The organism is Bradyrhizobium sp. T-1 (assembly GCF_053592855.1).
Window position 1 is genome coordinate 960,875 of sequence record NZ_CM132115.1, and the last position, 24,039, is coordinate 984,913.

The window sequence follows — 24,039 nt, forward strand, 5'->3', positions numbered from 1 at the left end:
ATGTCGTTGCCCCGCGCTTATGTCGAGCACGTCGCGATCCGGGTGCCGGACGTTGATCGTCACGTCGGCTTCTTTCGTGAGGTGCTTGGTCTTGCCATTCGCGACGAGCAGCCCGCCGACGGCGCGCGCCCGCGTCAGGTATGGGTGCTCGGAAGCGTGCAACTCATCGAGGATCCGCATTTTGTCGGACCGGAGGGGCGTCTCGCCCATCTCGGCATCATGGTCGACGACTACGAAGGCGTCCTCGCCCGCGCCGCCGCGTGGGGTGCCAAGGCGTTGCCCGCCGGCCCGAACTGGCTCGAGCTGCCCGGCGGCCTGAACATCGAAATCTTGCAGTCCAGTGCGGGTGCCGTGGAAGCGGCGCTGGCGATCAATCCACGGGCCTAGGGAACACGCGACATGATCGATGAGCGCTACTGGGACGATGCCAAGGTCGGTGACGAATGCGTCACCCCCCCGGTGACGGTCACCGAAGCAATGGTGAATGCCTATGCCGAACTGACGGGTGATTTCACGCCGGTTCATGTCGACGAGGAATACGCCAAGACCACACCCTTCGGCACGCGCGTCGCGCACGGGCTGTTCGGCCTGTCGCTGGCCGATGGTTTGAAGACCCGTGCCGACTACCGCTTCCTTCCGGGAATGTCGCTGGGCTGGACATGGGATTTCAAGCTGCCGATCAAGCTCGGCGACACCGTTCATGTGAAGTTCCGTGTCGGCTCGATGCGCGCCACGAAGCGCGAAGGGTGGGGCATCGTGGTGCTGCCTTCGGAGCTGATCAATCAGCGCGGTGAAGTGGTTCAGCTCGGCGAGCATAGGCTGATGATTCCGATGCGCCCGAAGACCAACTCCGCGGGAGAGCAGGCATGACCGCGCAAGATCTGCCTCTCAAAGATCCACCGCTCAAGGGCATTCGCGTCATCGACTACAGCCATTTCCTGGCAGGCCCGTTCATGGGCCGCTGCCTCGCCGCGATGGGCGCTGAAGTCATCAAGGTGGAGCGTCCGAAGCAAGGCGATGCGGGCCGCGCCCACGGCTATTTCAAGGACGGACAATCCGGCTACTTCCTGCAGCAGAACATGGGAAAGCAGGGCCTGTGCATCGATCTGCGCGATAATCGCGGTCTCGACATGATGATGAGGCTGATCGATACGGCCGACGTCTTCATCGAGAACTACCGCCCTGGCGCGCTGGAGCGTCTCGGGCTGGGTTACAAGGCGCTGTCGGCGCGGAATCCCAGGCTGATCTACTGCTCGGTCTCCGCCTATGGCCACACCGGTCCCTATGCCGACCGTCCGGGCTTCGGCCTGATCGCAGAGGCGATGTCGGGCGCCCTGGCGCAGCTGGGCTCCCCCGGCGAAGCACCGCCGCTGCTCCGGATGCCGCTCGCCGACATGTATACCGGCATTCACGGCGTGGCGGCCATCAATGCCGCGTTGGTCGGCCGCGCGTCGTCGGGGCGCGGCCAGCATATCGATCTCGCGCTCTACGACTGCATGGTCTCGATGCACGACTATGCGGTTCAGCGCTACTTCCTCTCCGGCGGGGCCGACCTGCCGAGGCAAACCGGCAGCGGTCAGCCGGAGTCGACCGTCTACGGTGTGTTTCCTGCCAAGGATGGCAATCTCGTCATTGCCGCGCAAGTCGATGACGCGTGGCGGCGCCTGGCGATGCTGATCGGTGGCAACGCGTTGTCATCCGACGAACGCTTCGCCACGCCTGCCGCGCGCAACGCCCATTATGCTGAAGCGATGGAGATTGTGCGCACCTGGACGCTGTCGCAATCGTCTCGTGACGCCTGTCTTGCGGCACTCGACGAAGCAGGTGTGCCGTCCGCTCCCGTGCAGACCATTGAAGAGGTCGTGAAGGATCCGCAGATCCACGCGCGCGGCATGCTGGTCGAGCAGGAGCATCCTGTCCTCGGCAAGGTGACATTGCCGAACCTGCCGTTCCGGTTCTCCGATTGCGACACCACGGTGCGGACGCCGGCCCCGCTGCTCGGCCAGGACAATCGCCGCATTGCAGAGTCGCTGGGACTTTCGGCCGAGTTCGTCGAGGCGATGGTGCGCGACGGCGTCCTCTACAACGAAGCCGCGGTGCAGGAGTGAGCCATGAGCGATCGTTATGCGGTGATTGGCAATCCGATCGGCTTCAGCAAATCACCCCTCATTCATGGCACTTTCGCCAGAATGACAGGACAGGACCTTGTCTATGAGGCGATCGAGGGTCCCCTCAATGGCTTCAGCGAACGGGTTGATCAATTCCGGACAGAGGGTGCCAAGGGGCTGAACATCACCGCTCCGTTCAAGCTCGATGCCTTCGCCTACGCAAACGAGCTTTCAGAGAGCGCCGACCGAGCGGGCGCCGCAAACTGCCTGAAGTTCGAGGGCGATCGGATCATTGCCGAGAATTTCGACGGGATCGGCCTCGTGCGAGACATCACCATCAATCTCGGCGTCAAGATGGCCGGCCGGCGCGTCCTGATGCTCGGTGCCGGGGGCGCAACGCGTGGCGCGCTGCTGCCGTTCCTGCGTCAGGAGCCGTCTGAGCTGGTTCTCGTCAATCGTACCTTATCGAAGGCTGTGGCATTGGCCGAAGAGTTTGCCGGTTGTGGTCCCCTGATCGTCAGCGGCTATGCTGAACTTGCCGATCTTGCCGAGGGCTATGACGTCGTCGTCAACGCGACATCGGCCAGCCTGCGGGGTGAGATGCCGCCACTTCCCGGCAATGTCTTCCGCGGTGCGGAGCTGGCGTACGAGCTTGCCTATGGCAAGGGGCTCACTCCCTTTCTGCGAGCCGCCCGCGCCGAAGGCGTAGCCAAGCTGGCCGACGGCGTCGGCATGCTGGTCGAGCAGGCGGCAGAAGCTTTTGCCTGGTGGCGCGGCGTTCGACCGAGCACGGCTCAGGTCATCGCCGAGCTGACTGTCCCCTTGAGCTGACGGGCGATGCCGAGCATGCATCCGAAGTCCAGCTTTCTCGTCGGCCTGATCGGCAGCGGCATCGCTGCGTCACGCACTCCGCCTATGCATGAAGCGGCCGCCGACGCCGCGGGCATCCGCTATCTCTACAAGAAGATCGACCTGACTGAGTTGAAACTTGGTGCCGAAGCGCTGCCGGAATTGCTGACGGCGGCAAGGCGGATGGGCTTTGACGGGCTGAACGTGACCCATCCCTGCAAGCAGGCGATTCTTCCGCTCCTGGACGAGCTTTCGCCCGACGCGGAGGCGCTTGGCGCCGTGAACACCGTGGTCATCAGGAACGGTCGAATGACCGGCCACAACACGGACTGGTTTGGATTCGCAGAGAATTTTCGCCGCAACATGCAGGGTGCGTCGCTGGGGCGTGTTATCCAATTCGGCGCCGGTGGCGCAGGCGCGGCAGTCGCTTTCGCGCTCATGAAGCTCGGCGTGCAAGAACTGACCATCACCGACGTCGACTTGGCCAAAGCGCAGCGTTTGGTGGATAGCTTGTCCCCCCGATTTGCGGAAGGGCGCTTGAGGGTCGGCCAGGATGTCGCGGCCGCTGTTGCTGCCGCAGACGGAATTGTCAACGCAACGCCGATCGGCATGGACAAATATCCAGGCACGCCGCTGCCGACGGCCTTGCTGCGTCCCGATCTCTGGGTCGCCGAGATCGTCTACTTCCCGCTTGAAACCGCGCTGCTGCGCGCGGCGCGTGCCCTCGGCTGCCGCACCGTCGATGGCGGAGGCATGGCGATCTTCCAGGGGACCGAAGCATTTCGCCTGTTCACGGGCATCTCACCTGATCCAGGCGTCTTCTTCGCCACTTTTGCATCCCTGGGAGGGTGACATCAGGCCGATGGGCGAGCGGTACGCACAACGCCCGAGAGGAAACGCAAGATGGGCTACACGCTCGATTTCTCGGTGGTTTGGCATGCGATGCCCGCGCTGCTGTGGGGGTGCGTGGGGACATTGGGTCTGGCGCTTGCAGGCATGACGCTTGCGATGGTGATCGGTGTCGCCGGCGTCGCGGCACGCGATGCGAAGGCGGCCTGGTTGCGTGCTCTCGTGATCGGATTCGTCGAGATCGTCCGCAATACGCCTTTCCTGGTGCAGATATTTTTCCTGTTCTTCGCGCTGCCGCTCATTGGGTTGAAGCTCAATCCGACAGCCACGGCCATTATCGCGCTCGGTGTCAATGGCGGCGCCTATGCCATCGAGATCATCCGCGGCGGGGTGCAGTCCATTCATAAAGGACAGGTGGAAGCCGGCTACGCGCTCGGACTGCACAAAGGGCAGGTGTTCCGGTTCATCGTGCTCAAGCCAGCGCTTCGCGCGATTTATCCCTCGCTCACGGGTCAGTTCATCATGCTGACGCTGACCTCGTCGATCTGTTCGGCGGTATCGGCCTACGAATTGACGTCGGTGGCGCAGCGCATCGAAAGCGACACATTCCGTAGTTTCGAGGTCTATTTCTCCGTCACCTTCCTCTATCTCGCGATCTCCTGGCTGCTGATGCTCGGTTTTGCGGTCATCTCTCACCGCTTCTTCTCATATCCGACGCGCTGAGGGGCGATCATGACACCGCATTTTGGCCTTCCAGAATTTGGTTTTCTGTTGCGCGGACTGCAATGGACGGTGCTGCTGACGCTGGTCGCATTTGTCGGCGGCTGCACGGCGGGGCTGGCGGTTGCATTGCTGCGCACCTGTGGTCACAGGAGCGTGGAATGGATCACCCGCATCTACATCGGGATATTCCAGGGCACTCCGCTGCTGCTGCAGCTTTTCGTCGTGTATTACGGATTGGCGCTCACCGGGCTGAAGCTCGACGCCTTCGTGGCGGTGGCGATCGGCTTCACCGTGAATGCCTCCGCCTTCCTGGGTGAGATTTGGCGCGGCGCGATCCAGGCCGTGCCGCGCGGCCAGACCGAGGCGGCGATGGCGCTTGGACTGCACTATTCGTCCCGCATGCGCGACATCGTGCTGCCGCAGGCAATCCGCATCTCGCTGCCCGCGACCATCGGCTATCTCGTGCAACTCATCAAGGGCACGTCGCTCGCCGCGATCGTCGGCTTCATCGAACTCGCCCGCGCCGGTCAAATCGTATCGAACCAGACCTTCCAGCCGTTGCTCGTCTTCGGCGTGGTCGGCGCGATGTATTTCATCCTCTGCTGGCCACTGTCGTGGTGGGGCAGCCGGATGGAGGCCAGGCTCGCCCTGGCCAGTCAAAGGTAGGAGCGGCGCACCTACTCAATCACAAACAGCCATCACTAGGAGGAGATATTCATGTTGTTTTCGCCCAACCGTCGCCAGCTCGGGGTCGCACTGCTGGCATTGGCGGCTATCGCCGTCGCAGGCAAAGCGCAGGCCGGCACGTTGGAAGACGTGAAGAAGAAGGGCGTCGTCGTCATCGGCATTCAGGGCGACAATCCCCCGTGGGGCTATGTCGACAGCTCGGGAAAGCAGGACGGCATCGATGCCGACATGGGGCGCGCCTTCGCTGACTATCTCGGCGTGAAGGCCGAGTTCGTCCCGCTGGCGGTGGCCAATCGTATTCCCGCGCTGACCACAGGTCGCGTGGACATTCTGTTCGCGACCATGGCCATGCTTCCCGAGCGAGCAAAGGCGGTCCAGTATTCCAAGCCGTATGTCGCCAACGAGATCACGCTTGTCGCGGCCCAGGCGACGGCGATCAACAGCAATGCAGATATGGGCAAGTTCGTGATCGGCGTTCCGAGATCGTCCACGCAGGACACTCAGGTCACCAACAGCGCTCCCGCGGGCACCGAAATCCGCAGATTTGACGATGATGCGGCCACGATCCAGGCGCTACTCTCGGGGCAGGTTCAGGCTGTCGGCGCAAACAGCTTCTATCCGCAGCGCCTGAACGCCGCAAAGCCCGAACTTGGGTTCGAGCCCAAGCTTCACTTCACTGCGCTGTACAACGGGGCCTGCACCCGCCTCGGCGACAAGGAGTGGAACGAGACCGCCAATAAATTCATCGACCAGATCAAGTCGAACGGCAAGTTGGCCAGCTTCTACGCCAAGTGGATGAAGGCGCCCGTGCCGATCTTCCCGGAAGCGGTCGCCGGCGTTCCATTCACAGTTCAGTAGCCACTGCGCGCGGCCGACGCACGATCCGCGTTGGCCGCCGTCCGATAGCGGAGCCGAATCCATGCAGGACGATATCCTGATCGAAATGAAGGGCGTGCAGAAGTGGTACGGCGGATACCAAGCTCTCCGTGACGTCGATCTCACCGTGCGCAGGGGCGAGAAGATCGTGCTGTGCGGTCCGTCCGGATCGGGCAAATCGACGCTGATCCGCTGTATCAACCGTCTCGAGGCGATCCAGCAGGGCAGCATCGTGGTGAACGGTCATCGGCTTGACGACAGCATCAAGGCGATCGATGTCGTACGTCAGGATGTCGGCATGGTCTTTCAGAGCTTCAATCTCTTTCCGCACATGACGGTCTTGCAGAACTGCATGCTCGCGCCCATCCGCGCGCGCCGCATTGGAAAGACCGAGGCGGAGACGATTGCGCGAAAATACCTCGAGCGCGTGCGCATCGGCGACCAGGCCGGGAAGTATCCGGCTCAGCTTTCGGGCGGCCAGCAACAGCGCGTCGCGATCGCGCGTGCGCTCTGCATGCAGCCCAAGGTGATGCTGTTTGACGAGCCGACCTCAGCTCTCGATCCCGAGATGGTCAAGGAGGTGCTCGACACGATGATAGGCCTCGCCAACGACGGCATGACCATGATTTGCGTCACCCACGAGATGGGCTTTGCCCGCCAGGTTGCCGATCGCGTCATCTTCATGGCTGAAGGCCAGATCATCGAAGAAGGCGCGCCCGACGCTTTCTTCGGCAATCCTCAGCACGCCCGCAGCAGGCAGTTCCTTGGCGAAATCCTCGCCCATCACTGAACGGAGTTCTCTCATGAGTCGTCTTGTCTACGTCTTGAACGGGCCGAATCTCAATCTGCTCGGCAAGCGCCAGCCCCACATCTATGGCTACGAGACGCTTGCGGATGTGGAGCGGGACTGTCTAGCACTGGCTAAAGAGCTTGGCCTGGAGATTCGCTTCCATCAATCCAACCGGGAATACGAGCTGATCGACTGGATCCACCAGGCGCGCGAGACGGCTGCCGGGATTGTGATGAATCCCGCAGCTTTCACCCATACGTCAGTCGCCATCCTTGATGCCTTGAACACGTTCGAGGGGACGGTGATCGAGGTGCACATTTCCAACGTGCACAAACGCGAGGAATTCCGCCACCACTCGTTTGTCTCCAAACGGGCTGATGGAGTCATCGCAGGCTTCGGCACCCAGGGTTATCTGCTCGGCTTGCGTTGTGTGGCCAAGCTGCTTGATGAGAAGAAGGAGTAGCATCGTATGAGCGCACCCGTCCGTCTCTCGGTGATGGGAGCGGGTCTCATCGGCAAGCGACATATCGAACATATTCTCACGCGGCCGGAGGCGATGCTGTCGTCGATCATCGATCCGATGCCGGCGGCTCGAGAGTTGGCGGTTTCGCTGAAGGTGGACTGGTTTTCGTCCTTTCAGGATATGCTCTCCGGAAATCGACCGGAAGGGGTGGTTGTCGCCACCCCTAACCAGATGCATGTGGCCAACGGAATGGATTGTATCGCAGCGGGGATCCCAGCGTTGATCGAGAAGCCATTGGCGGATGACGTCGTCGCTGCAGAGGCCCTGGTCGAAGCCTCGGAGCGGGCGGGTGTGCCGCTGCTCACGGGCCATCATCGCCGGCTTAACCCGATGATCCAACGCGCCAAGGCCGAGATCGACAGCGGCCGGCTCGGCCCGATCGTGTCGGTGCACGGCATGTTCTGGCTGATCAAGCCGGACGACTATTTCGACGTGGCCTGGCGCCGCGAGAAAGGGGCGGGGCCTGTCTTCCTGAATCTCATCCACGATGTCGACCTGCTGCGGTACCTGTGTGGGGATATCGTCGCGGTGCAAGCCGCTCAATCCAATCGGCTGCGTGGAAATGCGGTCGAAGAGACCGCGGTGATCATCCTGCACTTCGCCTCGGGCGCGTTGGGAACTGTCAATGTCTCCGACATCATCCAGTCGCCCTGGAGCTGGGAATTCACCGCCGGTGAGAACCAAGCCTACACTCATACGCAGGAGACCTGCTACCAGATCGGCGGCACGAAGGCATCGCTAGCCATGCCGCAGCTGGATCTATGGCATCACCCAAGCAAGGCCAGCTGGTGGGCGCCGATCGAGCGCGAGCGGCTGAGCTACGAGAAAGCAGACCCGCTCGGCCTACAAATTGCCAATTTCTGCGGCGTCATCCGCGGTACGACCGAGCCTGTGGTGAGCGGGCGTGAAGGGCTGAAAACCCTTCGCGTGATCGATGCGATCAAGCGCGCCGCGGAAACCGGAGATCTCGTGTCGGTTTGATACCGGGAAGCATCCTCTGTACGTCCTCCCTGGTTGGGGTGTTCTGAACATGCGAAATCTGCGAATGTCGTCACGCCACCATACTGAGGACAAACAGCGGTTCACTATGTCGGTGGTTGCGTATGACTCCCTCCCTGGGCACCATTTCCCCCGATGGCACTCTCTCAACGCGCCCTTGTTTAGGACGCAGCAGCGTCTTTGTCTTCAGCATCGCAGCCTCGAAATTCACCCCCGCGTTAACCGTTCGAATTGGCTCAGGATGCTGGTGTCGGTGATCTTGTCGTCGTTGGCCAGCATCGCGGCCTTTGACAGGATGATCGACAGCATATTGTCGCCCTCGAACGGCAGGCGCACATCAACCGCGCCCGTGGACGTCGGAACGATGCAGAGATAGCGGTCGACCGGCTCCATCAGGATATTGCCGGAGCCGAGATGGATCTTGTAGGCGTGCAGCTTGCCCTCGACGCGCAGGAACTTGCCGTCGATGATGCGTGAGACCTTGCCGAGCGCCAGGCTCGGCAGAAGCGCCGCCAGTAATGCAAGACGCGTCTCCGCCATCGTGTTGAGATCGCCGAAAGCCTGTGTCCGCCAATAGTCGGCGCCGATCGTGCGGCGCCATTGGTTGGGATGTTCGGCATCTCGGCCGCCATCGGCCCAGTTGGGATCGTTCGCGACCGAAGCCACGCCGACGAACAGGTCGCAATGGCGCATCACCTCCGATAGCGCGAGCGGCGGGACGTCGGCGATGTCGACGACTGCTCCGCGCTGCGGTCCGCGAGCGGAGGCGACCGCGGCTTCCGCGGGGTTGGCGATCCGATAGAAGCGAAGCTGATCGGTCGTCAGATAGAGATAGGCCTGCGAATCCGTGACCTCGGGATCATCGCCGCCGGCACCCTCGGTCCAGAATTCGGCGACAAGGCCCTGCCGCGGCAGCACGATATGGGTTGGCTGGTCATTGGGCGTGTCGGCCCAGATCCGGTGCGTCACCATCCAGCCGTTGAGGCGCGCCAGCGCCATCAGCTGGTGCTGCTTGACGATGTGCCCGGCAAAACGGTTCGAATAGGCGCCGGTGCGCCGTTCGGCGTCGGTGACGAGATAGACTTCCCGGTGCGCCTGCTTGAACGGCTGCACGGTGTCGAGCGCGCTGAGCCTTGTCCGCCAGGACATCACCTCGTCGACCGTGCAACCGATCGGATGCCAGAGCGTGATTTCGGCGCCGTCGAGCGAAACCGGGTTGTTGCTGAGGTCGCTCATGCCGCCGTCTGACCAAAGGGCGGCGACGCGCTCCGCGCCATGATGCACGTTCCAGATCAGCCGGCGGCTCAGCGCGCCGACCAGCGGATGCTGCGCGTAGCGTTGTCGCCAGATCTCGGCGGGCCAGCGGCGGTCATCGAGCCAGAGGCGTTGCAGGCGTTGCGGCTGCACCGATAGATCGGCCTCGATCTCCTTGACCAGCGCCTTGACCGACTTGATAGCGTCCTTGTGCGTCTTGAGTGCGGCCGGAACCGATTTGGATATCTTCCCGTTGGCCGCGCGCCACGTCACGTCGACGGAGGCCGTCCCAGAGATTGACACAAGCGCGGCGCCGTCGCCGACGGCGATCTCCGTGGTGCCGTGCGCATCAAGGTCATGCGTCGGAATCGACAGCTCGTCGAGCTCGCCGCGGGTGATGCCCGCCTTGGCCGCCGCCTCGTTCAGCGCCACCTCGATGCGCTTCTTCACCTTGGGATATTTTACGCGTGAGAGCAGACGGGCGAGATAGCGCACGCCGCCGCCCTCCGGCAGATGGATCAGAGCCCACAGGCAGGCGTTGCCGAGGCGCTCATCGCGCATGCCGACACCGGGATTGCTTTGGAAGCACACATTTTGGGCGTGCCACGTCAGGATCGGTCCGACGGCCTCGGCCGGCCAGCTGGCCGACAGGTAGACCGCGGCGCGCGCCAGCACGCCCGACGACCCCGGCATCTCCAGCACCGCGTTGAGAAGATCGAGCTTCTGTTGCGACGAAAGGCCTGCAAGCGTCGGGTGAGCCGTCTGCAGCCATTTGCCCGACGGGCTGCTCTTTCCCTCCAGCTCGAATGCGCGGACATGCAGCGCCTTCCACGGCGCGCGCAGCTCCTGCGGAATTTCCATCATCCTGCGCATGCGTTCGAGCAATGCTCCGATCTCGGCGTCGCCGACAAACCACCGGGCGAGGTCATCGAACGGATTGAGAGCATTGATCACGGCCGCCATGGCTTGAGCCGCCGATGATTTTCCTTCGGCCGCGGGCTGAGGTTGCGGTCCCTGAAGGCAACGCTCCGCATAGGCGATGTCTTCCAGCGAGAATTTTCGGAAGTCGGACAGATCGCCGTAATGGCTCCAGAGGCCCCTCAACACGCCGGACTTGCGCGTGTCGGGCGCGAAGGTCGGGCGCGGAGGCGACGGTTCTTCCCCAGCCTGTTCGGCGTCAGTGTTGTCCAGTGCGGCCGTGAGGCGGCGTGCGGCCTGGGCGGATATAGATGCCTTACCGCCAAAAGCCCAGAAATCGGTCGCGGCCCAGGCAAGACATGCGCGGGCGGCCTCTCTGGTTTGCGGCGAGGCTTCGGCATTCATCGTCGCAATCGCAATGTTGATGACGCGCAGGTCCGCCAGGACCTTCGCACTTGGCATGACCTTGAGCAGTGTGGCCGCTGCCGCATCGCTCGCCGCGATCTTGGTTTTCAGAAGCTGACGCGCCAAGTCGGAAAATGGACCAAAACCGTCGCAGCTAACGAAGCCAATGCTCGCGAAGTCCTGATACTCGCCATAAGCAGGGAATTGGGCAACTTGACCTGCCTCCAGCATCACCCTCCGGCGGTGCGCCTCGGCCATCATGCCGAGGACTTCTCCCTTTGCGAGTGGAGAAAGAGCCGATATCTCCGCTGCGAGAGAACTCCGCACCTCTTCGGGGCTCCTCTGACAGAGCGCCTCGATCAGGGCCTTGAGCGGTGGATTTGTCCCCTCGCAAATATAGGCGACGGCCAAACGCGCAGTATCTTTGGCCCGCTCCCGGCGCGTCGCCAAAGCGCTCTCAGAGAAAGTGCGACCGAGCCGCAGACATAAGGGCTCAAGGTCGCGGATCGCGTTTCCATAGCGATGGGGCTCCCATGCAAAGCCATCGATCAAGTCGGCGACGTCGGCGAGCGCTCGTCGCTGGGCCTCGCTCATCGGCTCCGGCGTCAAGCGGGCAAGCATCCTGGCAACGTACAGGGGGTCCATTCGGGCGGATCTGGTCGCGGGCACCGGCGCGCTGATGCGGGCGGCGCGCGCCAGAGCGGCGGCCGTCCGATCGTCGAGTTGCGGTTTCATGTCCTCGATCGCAGCCACGGCATAACCAAGCAAATTGTCCCACAACTGGGCTTTGTTCGTTTGAAGCGTTTCGGGCCATGTCAGGTCGAGATGGGTGACGGTCGCCGAGATCTGCGCCGCGCGCCCGAGCAACTGCAACCTGTCGGCCTCGGAGAGCTCGCGGGCGATCCGCGACGCCCGGGGGAAGTCGATCATAAAGGGCGGTCGCTCCCCGTCGAGGCACTCGTCCAGGAAGCTGTCGAGCGCTGCCACGCCCGACTTGCGCAAATCTGCGAGGAGCGCGTCCATGTCGATGCGCGAGCGAGGTGTGTCCGGAGACCAATCCGCGAGCGTCCGCACGATCGGCTTCAGCAAATCCAGCAGGGCCATGAATGATCATCCTTAAATACATGTCGGGAGACTGTCACGCCCTTGAACGATTGAGGCGTGCGCATCGTTCGCGGCTACCAAATCGAACCCGTCAGAATGCGATATTCGTCGTTTGAAATGCGGTTGGTCGCGATCAGATGGCGGACACGCCGGGCATATTCCTCGGACATCATGAGCTTGGTGGCCTGAGGGAGTTGCTCGGCCCACGCTTCTTCGCCCTCGTAGATCAGCATCGGGATTTCGGCATATCGGCCGCCGGTCGGCTTGCAAGAGTCGGCGGCGCGTGCCTCGAGCTCAGCCAGGCTGTTCCAATTCGCGATCCTCTCGTCGACCCGGCTATTGAAGTCGGCTCGTGCCTTCAATCGAAGCTCTTCCGCCGTGTGGGTTCGCCAACCCAACTCGCCCATGATGTCGTGAATTTCGCGCGTGTGACGGCGGATGTCGGCCTCCGGAATGCCAACCGTGGTCGCGCCGAATTTGTAATCCGTATATATTTCACCGCGATCGCGGACGCCCGCGATCATCGCCGCGATGCTGCCGCTCAACGCCGGGAGCTCGTCGCGATCCCCGACATTGAACCATTCGAGTTGGCTCAGCAGGAGGAATGCGACGCGCGCGCAATCCGGGTCTGCGACCGCCGCACGGAATCGCGGCGACGTCGCCAGGAGCTTCTCCTGCCGGGTCGCTTCTGGGTCCGCGTCGGGATCGTATTTCGGTTTTGCCCGGGGATCGTCGATGAGCGCGACATCGTCAGCCTTGATCTCGAAGCGTCCCCAGATCCAGCCGTCTCCGGAATCGTGGGGGCGTCTCGGCTGGGAAGTCTCGATACGCTTGCCCGTGGCGGTCAGAACGTTCTGGGCCAGGCAGAGATGGCAAGTCCCGCCCGACCCGTAAGTCGACCAGAGGATCGTCGCGCGGCCATGTCGTGTCCGGCAAAAATTGGCGCCGTCGGGAATGCCAGCGAGAACGGGCTGTCCGGTGCGTGGATCGAAAGCTGCCAGGGGTTGGTGCTTTCCGCGATGCCACCACGCACTCAGGCGCGTTCTGAGCTGCCGAATCCTGTTCGAAAAAGAATGTTGCGTCGAAAACCATGCGCTTTGCACGCGCGCAACGACCCCCCGCGCCGGCGCGAAATAGACGAAGCGGTCGTAGGGATATTGCGACATCCGTATCAGCCGCCGACCAGCGGCACGAGGCGGAGGAAAGTCACGGTGCTATCGTGCCCGACCGTCAAGACTTCATCGAGGTCGACGATCTGGTGGCCGTCGAGGATCATGAAGAAACCATTGCGCGCAAACGCCTCGAGTGCGACCGCGATCAAGGGCTCGCTCTCGATCAGGTCGAGATAGGTGCCCGGACCATAGACGTCGCGAGGCCCGTTCAGGGCTCGCTCGACCGGACCCGGCGTGACCAGCCATCCGTTGGGAGCATCACGCTCGGCGATTTTCCCGTCAAGGCGCGCGCGTTCGACCGCATTGTGCAAGGCCACGTCCGCCTCGATGCGGCAGCGGATCAGCTCGCGCGCGGTCATCCGTTCGGTCGGCAACTCAAGCCGGTGGCGCAACTCGGGCTCGGCGCCCGGCCGCCGCTCGTCATAAACTTCCAACACCGCAGTCATGCGTCACACTCCCTGCGAGCCTACGCCGGGAGGATGCCCCGCGGGGATTACGATTCTGAAAATACGGCTCGTAGCAATTGCGGTAGCATTGCAACTATTTGCAGGGGCGGCTCTCCATTGGCGTGTCAGCGTGTGGATTCCGATCGTAATTTCAATGAGATACATGTCCGCAATTTTATGCTGAATGGGTCCATGACCCTCTCAGCTGCGCTTGGTGCGGCAAGTTCTCCTCATAGCGAAGCAGAGAAGCTTGCCCGGCGAAGTCACTTTGGCGGGGACGGGCTGCCCTGGATCGCCTCCCGCAGCGCTAGTTTGCCACCTGACACTCACCCGATTATCCTTAGGTTGTAGCGTCTGCACTTGAGTTGCCGAGCGGCTCTTCGACGGCAAATGGTTCGCCAGCACATGAATCGCGGACAGGATGGAAGCCACCGCACTTGACCTCGGCCTGCGCGGCGCAGTTGCGGGCCTTTTCCTGATGATCGTGGTCGTTACCCTGGGGCGTGTTCGCCCGCTGGATACGATCAAATGGCTCAGTGTGGCCATGGCCGCCTCGGGCGCGCTCTATGCAATCGTGACCGCACCGTTCGTGCCGAAGCTGGCGGTCTTGTGGATCATGCCGGTCCTCGGCGCCAATCCGGTGCTTGTCTGGTTATGGGCGCGTGCGAGTTTCGACGACGATTTCGTGGTGCGGCGCTGGCATGGCGCCCTGTGGCTGGCCGTCGTCGGCGTCTGGTTCTCGGTGATCTACACATGGACGACATGGCCGATGTTCGCCAAGGCAGGCGTTCGATCGATGTCGATCCTGGCGATTATTTTGGCACTCTCCGCGGCCGTGCAGACGGTGAGGACGTGGAAAACCGACCTTGTCGCCGGCCGGCGCCGGCTGCGGCTCGCGGTTCTGATTCTGTCGCTTCTCATTGTGGTCTTGCTCTCGGTCCCGGAACTGACGTCGATCTCGGCCAAGAGCTTCGGCATGTCCGGCAGCTTGGCCACCGCCGCCGGCCTGCTGGCGATCGCGGCACTGGCCGGATGGGGACTGTTCCATCCGCCGCCGGCTATTCCCGCCGTGGTCGCGCTGGCAGCGGCCACCGCGTCCGAAAACGCAAATCGCGCGGCTCCGGTCAAAACGGCCGATGGCGGCCGGGATGCCACGGCGTCGCTGCTGTTGCGCCGGCTCGACAATTTGATGACGGTCGAACGAGTCTATCGGCAGGAAGGCCTCACCATCGGCGCGCTCGCGGCCAAGCTCGACTTGCCGGAATACCGTCTCCGCCAGGCCATCAACGAGGGCCTCGGCTATCGCAACTTCAATGCCTTTCTCAATCGTTATCGCCTCGATGAGGCCAAGGCGGCATTATCCGATCCGAGCCAACGGGATGTCGCCGTGCTGACGATCGCCATGGATGCCGGTTTCCAGTCGATCGGACCGTTCAATCGTGCGTTCAAGGCCGAAAGCGGACTGACACCGACCGAATTCCGTCGCGACGCACTTGCCCGGTCGGCAGCCATCGCATTGGAAAACGACGGAAACTTCAGAATCGGCCAATCCCGTTGAAAATCGGCTAGCCGAATTCTGTATCGGGCGAGAGAGAGCGTGCCGGACCGGGCAAGCTCTAACGATGGATGACAGGACGCGATCGCTACGCTCGCTCACGATCGAACGGTCCCCGTCGACCGGGCATTCGTCACGGCCGCAACGATGGCTGCTTCCGGCCATCGGCGGGCTGATCGTCCTGGTCGCCCTGGGAGGCGGTGCGGTGCTTTGGCTCGGCGGCCCGATCCAGTCGGCGCAGACACCGTCCGTCGAGGGGCCGTCTCCTCAGGTCGTGCGATCCGATAATGCGCTTCAGAAGAGCGTGGCGCTTGCGCCGAGCAGCACGAGCAGCCTGATCGCGTCCGGCTATGTCGTCGCGCGCCGCAAGGCCACCATCGCGGCCGAGGTTACCGGCAAGGTGGTCGATCTCCTGGTCGACGAGGGCATGGTGGTGCAGGCAGGCCAGGTTCTCGCCAGGCTCGACGATGTCTTGGCCGACAAGGACTACGCGCTGGCGCAGGCGCGCGCCGAGGCTTCCGAAGCGGCCATGGCCGCGATTGCCGCCGACCTGGTCGATGCCGAGCGAATCCTCAATCGAACCCAGACGCTGTCGGGGAAGAATTATGCCACCGAAGCCGATCTGACCAAGGCGCAGGCGAGAGCCGGCGTGCTGCGGGCCCAGCTCCACCAGGCGGAGGCCCAACTCGCAGCGGCGCGACTCGAAGCCCAGCGCTCCGGCGAGGTGCTCGGCAAGCACCGGATCCGCGCACCGTTCGCCGGCGTCGTGGTCGACCGCAGCGCGCAACCCGGCGAGATGATCTCGCCACTGTCGGCCGGTGGCGGCTTCACCCGCACCGGCATCTGCACCATTGTCGACATGGATTCGATCGAGATCGAGGTTGACGTCAACGAGGCCTCGATCGGCCGCCTGCATGCCGGCACCCGCGTCGAAGCCGTGCTCGATGCTTATCCGGACTGGCGCATCCCGGGCGCCGTCATCGCAATCGTGCCAACCGCCAATCGCGAGAAGGCGACCGTCAAGGTCCGCGTCGGCATGGATGTGAAAGATGCGCGCATTCTGCCGGACATGGCGATCAAGGTGACATTCCAGGAAGACGGCGCGCCCGCGGCGGCGCGGTCCGATCCCCCCTAAGCACGCGGGAGCAAGACCCATGTTATCGCCAACCGACCCGATGATCGACATCGTCGATCTGTGCAAGCGGTTCACCAAGGGGAAGGAGACGATCACCATCTTCGATGGTCTCAACCTTGCCATTCCACGCGGCGATTTCGTCGCCGTGATGGGACCGTCGGGATCCGGCAAGACCACCCTGCTCAACCTGCTTGGCGGCATCGACCGCTCCGACACAGGCGGGATCGAGGTCGCCGGTGAGCGCCTTGACCGCCTGTCCGAGAGCGAGCTTTCGCGCTGGCGGGCGTCCCATATCGGCTTCATCTTCCAGTTCTACAATCTGATGCCGATGCTGACCGCGGCGCAGAATGTCGAATTGCCGCTGCTGCTGACCCGGCTCGGCCGCAAGGAGCGGCGCGAGCGGGTCGAGACGGCGCTCGGCGTGGTCGGGCTCGCCGATCGGGTCAAGCACTATCCCAAGGAGATGTCTGGCGGGCAGCAGCAGCGCGTCGCCATCGCGCGCGCCATCGTCTCCGATCCGGCGCTGCTGTTGTGCGACGAGCCGACCGGAGATCTCGACCGCACCACCGCCGACGAGGTGCTGTCGATCCTGCAAGTGCTCAACCGCGATCTCGGCAAGACCATCGTGATGGTGACCCACGACCCGGCGGCGGCGCAATACGCCAAGCGATCGCTGCATCTCGACAAGGGCCACTTCATCGAGAAGGAGCTCGCGGCGTGAACGATTTGGTCCTGATCCGCAAGAATCTGTTCCGCCGGAAATTGCGAGCCGTCCTGATGATGGTCTCGATCCTGATCGCGTTTGCAATCTTCGCCGTGCTGGCGAGCTTCGAGCGCGCCTTCAACGCCGGCCAGGACCGCGCCACGCCCGACCGCCTGGTGGTCCTCAACAAGATCAACTTCACCCAGCCCCTGCCGATCTCCTACTACAATCGCGTCGCGGCCATCGACGGCGTCGCCCAGATCACCCACTTCAGCTGGTTCGGAGGCTATTATCAGGAGCCCAGGAACTTCATCGCTGCCTTTGCTGTCGATCCGGAGAACTGGATGAAGCTTCGCGACAGCGACTTCGTGTTTCCACCCGAGGTCCGCGCGGCCTTCATCCGCGAGCGCACCGGCGTGCTGGTCGGGGCGCGTATGATGGAGAAATGGGGCTGGAAGATCGGTGATCACATTCCGATCTCGAGCAGCATCTGGTCCCAAAAGAACGGCTCGCACGCCTGGGACTTCATCATCGTCGGCAGCTTCACCGCCCGCATTCCGCAGGCCGACACCAACGTCATGCTGATGGGCTACGATTATTTCAACGAGACCCGCTCGTTTGGCAAGGACCTGATCAACTGGCTGGCGCTGCGCACCACGTCGGTGGCCGCGAACGAGCGCGTGACCGACGCCATCGACGGGATGTTTGCCAATTCTCCCTATGAGACGACGACCGACAGCGAGAAGGCCTTCAACAAGGCGTTCGCCGCCCAGCTCGGGAACGTCGCGCTGATCGTCGAGCTGGTGGTCGGGGCGGCCTTCGTGACGATCCTGATGATCGTCGGCAACACCATGGTGATGACGGTGCGCGAGCGCACACGCGAGATCGGGGTGCTGAAGACGCTGGGCTTTCCCGGTGGCCGTATCCTGCGCCTGGTGCTCGGCGAATCGATCCTGCTGGCGCTGCTCGGCGGGCTGCCCGGCCTCTGCGTCGCGCTGCTTCTGATCACCAGGGTGCGAGACAGCCTGATGAGCTTCGTTCCCACGTTGTCGCTATATCCGGATATCGCAGCGGTGGCGGTGGGACTGATGGTCGTGTTCGGTATCATCACCGGTCTGGTACCGGCGCTCAATGCGATGCGCCTCAATATCGTCACTGCGCTCGGACGGAGCTGACCCGATGCGCTCGATTATCCTGCAGATCCTGGCGGTCACCACCATCAATCTCAAGAGCCTGCCGCAGCGCCTGTGGCTGTCGCTGGCGACGGTGATCGCGGTCGGTCTCGTCGTCACCGTGCTCTTGGCGTTTCTCTCCATGGCCAATGGATTCCGGCGCACCATCGCGGATTCCGGCGCGGAGGATATCGCCGTTGTGTTGCGCAGCGGCGCGGTTTCGGAGATCAACAGCGTCGTCCTGCGCGATCAGGTCCGGTTGATCGAGGACGGTCCGGGCATCGCCAAAGCCGTCGACGGCAAGCCGCAGACCTCGGGCGAGCTCTATCTGACGGTCAATGGAATCAAGCGCAGCACGATGACCAAGGCGAGCCTGCCGCTGCGGGGTCTTGGGCCGCAGGGCCCGGCGCTGCGTCGTGGCGTCGTCATGACCGCCGGCCGGATGTTCAATCCGGGCAGCAACGAGATCATCGTCGGCCGGGCGCTGGGCAAGGAATTCGAGGGCTTCGAGCTCGACCAGACGGTGACCTTCAACAATACGCGGTGGACGGTGGTCGGAATCTTCGCCGCTGACGGCAGCGTGTTCGAATCGGAGATCTGGGCCGATCTGCCGGTGTTGCAGAGCCTGTTCAAGCGCGCCGGCGCCGTCCAGACCGTCCGCGCGCGGCTATCGAGCCCCGCGGCGATCGAGACGCTGCGTGCGTACAGCGACAACGATCCGCGGCTCAAGCTCGACGTGATGTCGGAGGCCGCCTACTTCGCCCAGCAGGCGTCGAATACTTCGGACCTGATTCAGAAGCTCGGCTGGCCCCTGGCGATCGCGATGGCGTTCGGCTCGCTCGCCGGCGCGCTCAACACGATGTACTCTTCGGTCGCGGCGCGCGCGACCGAGATCGCGACCTTGCGCGCCATCGGGTTCGGCGGCTTTTCGGCGTTCGTCGGCACGCTGGTCGAGTCGCTGATCCTCGCTGCGATCGGGGGCGTGATCGGGGCCGCGGCCACCTTCTTGATTTTTGACGGCTTCACCGCCTCGACCATGGGCGGAAGCTTCAGCCAGGTCGTGTTCAACTTCCAGCTCAGCCCACGCCTCATCGGCCAGGGCCTGTTGCTCGCGCTTGCGGTCGGCCTGTTCGGCGGACTGTTTCCCGCTCTCCGCGCCGCCCGCATGCCGATTGTCGCCGGGCTCTACGGCTGATCGCCCGCGGCGTTTGCTGCGGGCGCAGGTGACTTGCATCGTTTGCCCCTCGCTGAACTGCGCTGGCTTGTTCGCATCTGGCGTAAGTTGAGCGCAGCGGGCGCCGCGTGTGAAGCGATCCCAGCCTCCCTCCAGCCCCCACCGAAATTCCTTCATTCAATCTCGCCCGCCCCGCGAGAGGAACAGTTAACGATCTTCAATAGCCGAGCCTTAAGCGTCCGAGCCTAGGTTTGGCGGCGCAGGGTTCGACGCAGCCGGATCGTGCAGCTGTTGTCGCCGGCTCATGGCGCGGAGGACGTCATGGTCTGGATCGTCTTAGGGGTTAGCGGGCTTCTGGCGCTGATCGCTGTCGCGATACCGCAGTTGATAGTTTTCGGCCTGGCGCTTCTGATCATTCCCGGCCTCGTTCTCTGGGCCGCGCCCACCGTGTTCCTCTATACGGCGACGTTTGCGATCGTGCGCCGCTATCTGCCCGTATCTCACCCGCGCGCTGCCAATCTCATTGCGGGCGTCATGACGCTCGGCCTCGGCGTCGTCGTAACGTTGCCGATGGCACTGTCCGGGCGGCACGCCTTCCATCAGGCGACACAGGGGGACGTGGTCCCGTCCGATCGCGTCGTCATTGCCGGGGACGTTCTCCTCGACAGCGACAGGACACCGACCGAAGGCAGCGAGCTCAATTGGCGCGTGCCGTGCTATGCGCTGTGCGCCTCATTGCTGGATACGCCCGGCGTGACCTCGGTCACGCTCACCGGCACGAATGAGCGCGGCGATGCGGTGAAGCCGATCAGCTATCGCCTGGTGCCCAAGAGCGAAGCCGGCTCCAATGATGTGGCTCCGAAAAAGCCCGAGCTGATCCTGCAATACCTGCCGGAGAAGCAGGTCATTGGTGCTCCCGAGGTCATCATCGCGGCGCGCAAGGCGCGGGAGAATGCAGTCATCTCCCACTGGGCTCTGCGGCTTGCAAGCGACGTCACGCTGTCCATCGTTCCGTCGCCTCCGCATCACGATCTGACGATCAAGATGACGTCTGCGATCGGCCGGGACGCCCATGGGGTCGGCCTCAAGCAACTGGATTTGCGCGACCGCGGTGGACGCGTGCTGCTGCGCCGTGAATACGCGACGGCCGACGTCGTCGTGGCGCCGCTGCTTCTAACGCCTTCCGACATGCTCACCCGCTCAGGCTGGGAACTGGCGCGGACCACGCTGCAAGCCGGTAACGGCTTCGCCGGCGTCCAGCCGATCAAGGTGCTGTTCGATCAAACGACGCTGGCGCGGCCGCCCGAACCGCAAGATGCCCCGGCCGTCCACCGCCGCGATGGCGTGACCGACATGCGCGACCGGGTCGCCGCGGCCCTGCTGCAACCCGATCCTCAGGTGGACCTCGCGCTCGCGCCCCGCTGGCTTGCGACGCTCGACTGGTTTTCCATGAAAGACGGCGATTACGAACTGCTTGGCAAGGTGATTGCCGACACCAGGGTGACCGATCTGCGGCCGCTGTTCGACAACGTCCGCGCTCCCGTGCGGCCGCAGCTTCGCGGCGCCATCATCGCGCGATTGATCAATCCCGCGACGCCTCCTGAGCTGCGCAGCAGTCTCGATGGTCTGGTGCGCAAGATGGCCCCTGGAACGTTTGCGGTGCCCACAGCCGACGAGATTGCGCTGTTGCGCGACCAGTCGATGCGACTGAATCTGCCCCATCTGATCGAGCGCCTGTCCGATCAGGGCCAGGCAGGCGTACCGGAGCTGGTGCGTATCCTTCAGGCGGATGTGCAGGTCGAGCCGTGGCAAAGGCGGCGACACGTCGTCGAGGCCGTGTGCCGTGCGTTCATTCGGCTTGGGCCTGATGCCGCCGGTGCGCTGCCTGATGTCATCGCATTGTTCGATCAACCGCGTCGGCCGCTCGGCGGCGACGTGAGTCACATGACCTGGTGGGGCGTCGCCATGGTTCGCATGGGCCGCGCGATCGACGAGGTACCGTTTCCGCCGAAGTCTACCCCTCAGGACATCGCCCAAGGCCGGTCCTTCATCGTGCAGGCCGCGGAGCGCGCTCGCAATCGTCCCGAATGGGACCGGGACAGCGACAAGTGCGTGAGGTGAGCAGTCCCGTGGCCGCGAAGTCCTACCCCAGCCTTTTCCGCTGGCTCAGATACCGCAGCGCGAGCTTGATGAAATTGTGGACCACCATCGACGTCTCGTCCTCCCTGAACACCAGGAACACGTCGGCCGCGGGCGGTGAGGGCCGGATCGGACGAAACACGATATCGGCCGTCGTAAAACGCGCGATCGACTGCGGCACGAGCGCGACGCCGAAGCCGGCCGCGATCAAGCTCGGGATCGACTGCGCGTCCACGACTTGCTGGGACACCTTCGGCAGGAAGCCGGCATCGACGCAGCAGGTCTGCACATAGCGCGCGAAATCGGAGCTGTTGGGGTCCAGGATGACGTGATCCTCCGACGCCAACTCACCGAGGGTGATGCGCTTGCGTTGCGCCAGCCGGTGCGAGCGGGACACCGCGAGGACGACCTCTTCCCGCCATGCCAGCTTGCTGGTCAGGTCGCGTTCACCGGGAATGCCGCGAATGAGCGAGATGTTGGTCGTGCGGTTGAGCAGGGCCGCGATCTGCAGCGCCGGCGCCTGCTCATGTACCGTCATCCTGACCAGGGGCGCGACCTGCCGGTAGGCCGCAAGCAACTCCGCCAGACGACCGCGCAGAATGGAGCCGGTCGCGCCAAGGTCCAACGTTCCGATCAGGCCGGCGCCGATCGACCGTACCTCGTCTTCCGCGGACTTGACCTGTTGCAGGATCGCACGCCCCCGCAGCAGCATCGCTTCACCGGCCTGCGTCAGCTCGACCTTGCGGCTCGTTCGGTAGAGCAGCTGGGTGCCCAGCTCCGCCTCGAGGGCCTGGATATGCTGGCTGAGCGGCGGCTGCGAAAGGTTCAGTCGCCGGGCGGCGAGGGTGAAGCTGCGCTCCTCGGCCACCGCAATGAAGTATCTGACCTGGCGAAGGTCCATAGGGAAAACCTATCAATCGTGTCGTTCTATATATTGGACTTGATGTCGCACCTAGTCAACGAATGACCGATGGAGCCCTTCTTCCGTCGTGCAAGCGGCGGATGGCTCCGGACGCAGCGGCGCCATGTCGCCGCCAACGACAAGAAATGGCGAAAGGCTCAAAGCCGACCAAGCCAGACAGACACAAGCCCCAGCGAGCGAGGAAAACCATGCCCAGGATCTTCAAGTCACTCTTCTTCCAGGTCGTCGTCGCACTCGCGCTCGGCATTGCCCTCGGCATGGCCTATCCGGGCACGGCATTGCAGATGAAGCCGCTCGGTGACGGCTTCATCAAGCTCATCAAGATGCTGGTGCCCGTCATCGTGTTCTGCGTCGTGGTGCAGGGAATTTCAGCGGCCGGGGACCTGTCGAAGGTCGGAAGGGTCGGCATCCGCGCGCTGCTCTATTTCGAGATCGTCACCACCGTCGCCCTGATGTTCGGCATTGCGCTGGCCTATTATTTCCAGCCCGGCGCCGGCATGAACATCGATCCCAGCACGCTGGATGCCAAGGCGCTCAGCGGATTCAGCCAGACCGCGGCCCAGGTCGCCGGCGGCGGCGTCTCCGAGTTCCTGATGAAGCTGATTCCCGGCACGATCGTGGGCGCCTTCAGCTCCGGCGACGTCCTGCAGGTGCTGATCGTCTCGATCATGTTCGGCTGTGCCGTGTCATTGTGCGGCGAGCGCGCAAAGCCGGTCGTCGATTTCATCGAGCGCGTCAACGAGATCATCTTCAAGATGATGAATTTCGTGGTCCGGCTCGCCCCGATCGGCGTCTTCGGTGCGATCGCGTTCACCGTCGGGAAGTACGGCATCGGTTCGCTCAAGCAGCTCGGCGGCCTCGTCGGCCTGTTCTACCTGGCCGTCATCCTCTTCGTGGTGGTCGTTCTCGGCGCGATCATGCGCCTGTCCGGCTTCAGCCTGTTCAAGCTGCTGGCCTATCTGCGCGAGGAGCTGATGATCGTGCTCGGCACGGCCGCGGGCGACAGCGTGCTGCCGCAGACCATGCGCAAGCTCGAACTGCTCGGGATCAAGCGATCGACGGTCGGCCTCGTCATCCCGACCGGGTATTCGTTCAACCTGGATGCGTTCTCGATCTACCTGACCCTGGCGGCGGTCTTCATTGCACAGGCGACCAATACCCCGCTTGCCATGGGAGACCTGCTGGCGATCCTCGGCGTCGCGCTGCTCACCTCCAAGGGGGCTCACGGCGTCCCGGGCTCGGCCATTGTCGTCCTCGCCGCGACGCTGTCGGCTATACCGGCCATCCCGGCGATCGGGCTGGTGCTGATCTTGTCGGTGGACTGGTTCATTGGTATCGCTCGCGCGCTCGGCAATTATGTCGGAAACTGCGTTGCGACGGTCGTCGTCGCCTCATGGGAAGGCGACCTTGATCGCGCGAAGGCCCGTCGTATCCTGGATGGCGAGATGGTTCCTTCAGGCGAACCTCTGCAGGCCGATGCCGCGGGTGCGGATGCTCCCGTCGCGGGTTTGCAGACGCTTTGAACGCGGACGCGTG

General features: G+C 63.4%; 22 protein-coding genes. 18 read left to right on the forward strand and 4 right to left on the reverse strand.

Annotated elements, in window-relative coordinates; translation table 11 throughout:
- From ACWAT4_RS04635 to ACWAT4_RS04685, 11 genes are all read left to right on the forward strand, one after another.
- The gene (locus tag ACWAT4_RS04635) at positions 1 to 387 is read left to right on the forward strand and encodes a VOC family protein (protein ID WP_449729920.1); all 387 of its coding nucleotides are present in this window, start codon (positions 1 to 3) and stop codon (positions 385 to 387) included.
- A gap of 12 nt (positions 388 to 399) precedes the next feature.
- Entirely contained in the window at positions 400 to 870 is a 471-nt protein-coding gene (locus ACWAT4_RS04640) for a MaoC family dehydratase (RefSeq protein ID WP_449729921.1), read from the forward strand.
- A complete protein-coding gene (locus ACWAT4_RS04645; RefSeq protein WP_449729922.1) occupies positions 867 to 2,108 on the forward strand; it encodes a CaiB/BaiF CoA transferase family protein in 1,242 nt (413 codons plus the stop codon). Before ACWAT4_RS04640 ends, ACWAT4_RS04645 begins: the two co-directional genes overlap by 4 nt.
- 3 nt (positions 2,109 to 2,111) lie before the next feature.
- Positions 2,112 to 2,939 (forward strand): shikimate dehydrogenase, encoded by an 828-nt coding sequence (aroE, locus tag ACWAT4_RS04650; protein ID WP_449729923.1) that lies wholly within the window; start codon positions 2,112 to 2,114, stop codon positions 2,937 to 2,939.
- A gap of 15 nt (positions 2,940 to 2,954) precedes the next feature.
- Entirely contained in the window at positions 2,955 to 3,809 is an 855-nt protein-coding gene (locus ACWAT4_RS04655; protein ID WP_433995240.1) for a shikimate dehydrogenase, read from the forward strand.
- A gap of 51 nt (positions 3,810 to 3,860) precedes the next feature.
- Positions 3,861 to 4,529 carry an amino acid ABC transporter permease gene (locus tag ACWAT4_RS04660; RefSeq protein WP_038958362.1) on the forward strand — a complete coding sequence of 223 codons (669 nt, stop codon included), beginning with the start codon at positions 3,861 to 3,863 and terminating at the stop codon, positions 4,527 to 4,529.
- A 9-nt stretch (positions 4,530 to 4,538) separates the two neighbouring features.
- Positions 4,539 to 5,195 (forward strand): amino acid ABC transporter permease, encoded by a 657-nt coding sequence (locus ACWAT4_RS04665; protein ID WP_011089129.1) that lies wholly within the window; start codon positions 4,539 to 4,541, stop codon positions 5,193 to 5,195.
- A gap of 51 nt (positions 5,196 to 5,246) precedes the next feature.
- Positions 5,247 to 6,074, forward strand: a complete 828-nt coding sequence (locus ACWAT4_RS04670; protein WP_212298542.1) for a transporter substrate-binding domain-containing protein — start codon at positions 5,247 to 5,249, stop codon at positions 6,072 to 6,074.
- 61 nt (positions 6,075 to 6,135) lie between these two features.
- Positions 6,136 to 6,882, forward strand: a complete 747-nt coding sequence (locus ACWAT4_RS04675) for an amino acid ABC transporter ATP-binding protein (RefSeq protein WP_449729924.1) — start codon at positions 6,136 to 6,138, stop codon at positions 6,880 to 6,882.
- Positions 6,883 to 6,895: 13 nt separating this feature from the next.
- Positions 6,896 to 7,345 carry a type II 3-dehydroquinate dehydratase gene (aroQ, locus tag ACWAT4_RS04680; protein ID WP_449729925.1) on the forward strand — a complete coding sequence of 150 codons (450 nt, stop codon included), beginning with the start codon at positions 6,896 to 6,898 and terminating at the stop codon, positions 7,343 to 7,345.
- A 6-nt stretch (positions 7,346 to 7,351) separates the two neighbouring features.
- On the forward strand, positions 7,352 to 8,386 hold the full coding sequence (locus ACWAT4_RS04685) for a Gfo/Idh/MocA family protein (RefSeq protein WP_449729926.1): 1,035 nt from the start codon (positions 7,352 to 7,354) through the stop codon (positions 8,384 to 8,386).
- Positions 8,387 to 8,611: 225 nt separating this feature from the next.
- Here ACWAT4_RS04685 and ACWAT4_RS04690 read toward each other — a convergent pair whose 3' ends face one another.
- From ACWAT4_RS04690 to ACWAT4_RS04700, 3 genes are all read right to left on the reverse strand, one after another.
- Positions 8,612 to 12,085, reverse strand: coding sequence for a DUF4132 domain-containing protein (locus tag ACWAT4_RS04690; RefSeq protein ID WP_449729927.1), 3,474 nt, complete (start codon positions 12,083 to 12,085; stop codon positions 8,612 to 8,614).
- A 74-nt stretch (positions 12,086 to 12,159) separates the two neighbouring features.
- The gene (locus ACWAT4_RS04695; RefSeq protein WP_449729928.1) at positions 12,160 to 13,251 is read right to left on the reverse strand and encodes a hypothetical protein; all 1,092 of its coding nucleotides are present in this window, start codon (positions 13,249 to 13,251) and stop codon (positions 12,160 to 12,162) included.
- Positions 13,252 to 13,256: 5 nt separating this feature from the next.
- Entirely contained in the window at positions 13,257 to 13,703 is a 447-nt protein-coding gene (locus tag ACWAT4_RS04700; RefSeq protein WP_212298536.1) for a hypothetical protein, read from the reverse strand.
- A 421-nt stretch (positions 13,704 to 14,124) separates the two neighbouring features.
- Between ACWAT4_RS04700 and ACWAT4_RS04705 the strand changes: the two genes are divergently transcribed.
- The 6 genes from ACWAT4_RS04705 to ACWAT4_RS04730 all read left to right on the forward strand — a co-directional run bounded on the left by ACWAT4_RS04705 (position 14,125) and on the right by ACWAT4_RS04730 (position 21,563).
- The gene (locus ACWAT4_RS04705; RefSeq protein ID WP_212298535.1) at positions 14,125 to 15,261 is read left to right on the forward strand and encodes a helix-turn-helix domain-containing protein; all 1,137 of its coding nucleotides are present in this window, start codon (positions 14,125 to 14,127) and stop codon (positions 15,259 to 15,261) included.
- Between the two features lie 64 nt (positions 15,262 to 15,325).
- On the forward strand, positions 15,326 to 16,393 hold the full coding sequence (locus ACWAT4_RS04710; protein ID WP_449729929.1) for an efflux RND transporter periplasmic adaptor subunit: 1,068 nt from the start codon (positions 15,326 to 15,328) through the stop codon (positions 16,391 to 16,393).
- Positions 16,394 to 16,412: 19 nt separating this feature from the next.
- Complete coding sequence (locus tag ACWAT4_RS04715; RefSeq protein ID WP_212298533.1) at positions 16,413 to 17,114, forward strand: ABC transporter ATP-binding protein; 702 nt, start codon at positions 16,413 to 16,415, stop codon at positions 17,112 to 17,114.
- Positions 17,111 to 18,271 (forward strand): ABC transporter permease, encoded by a 1,161-nt coding sequence (locus ACWAT4_RS04720; protein WP_449729930.1) that lies wholly within the window; start codon positions 17,111 to 17,113, stop codon positions 18,269 to 18,271. The genes ACWAT4_RS04715 and ACWAT4_RS04720 overlap by 4 nt, the downstream gene beginning before the upstream one ends.
- Positions 18,272 to 18,275: 4 nt before the next feature.
- A complete protein-coding gene (locus ACWAT4_RS04725; RefSeq protein ID WP_449729931.1) occupies positions 18,276 to 19,463 on the forward strand; it encodes an ABC transporter permease in 1,188 nt (395 codons plus the stop codon).
- A gap of 300 nt (positions 19,464 to 19,763) precedes the next feature.
- Positions 19,764 to 21,563 carry a hypothetical protein gene (locus ACWAT4_RS04730; protein ID WP_449729932.1) on the forward strand — a complete coding sequence of 600 codons (1,800 nt, stop codon included), beginning with the start codon at positions 19,764 to 19,766 and terminating at the stop codon, positions 21,561 to 21,563.
- A 22-nt stretch (positions 21,564 to 21,585) separates the two neighbouring features.
- Here the strand turns inward: ACWAT4_RS04730 and ACWAT4_RS04735 are convergent, their stop codons facing one another.
- Entirely contained in the window at positions 21,586 to 22,449 is an 864-nt protein-coding gene (locus tag ACWAT4_RS04735) for a LysR family transcriptional regulator (RefSeq protein WP_449729933.1), read from the reverse strand.
- A 242-nt stretch (positions 22,450 to 22,691) separates the two neighbouring features.
- On the opposite strand from ACWAT4_RS04735, the gene ACWAT4_RS04740 reads away from it, so the two are divergent.
- Complete coding sequence (locus ACWAT4_RS04740; protein ID WP_212298528.1) at positions 22,692 to 24,026, forward strand: C4-dicarboxylate transporter DctA; 1,335 nt, start codon at positions 22,692 to 22,694, stop codon at positions 24,024 to 24,026.
- Positions 24,027 to 24,039 lie beyond the last annotated feature (13 nt).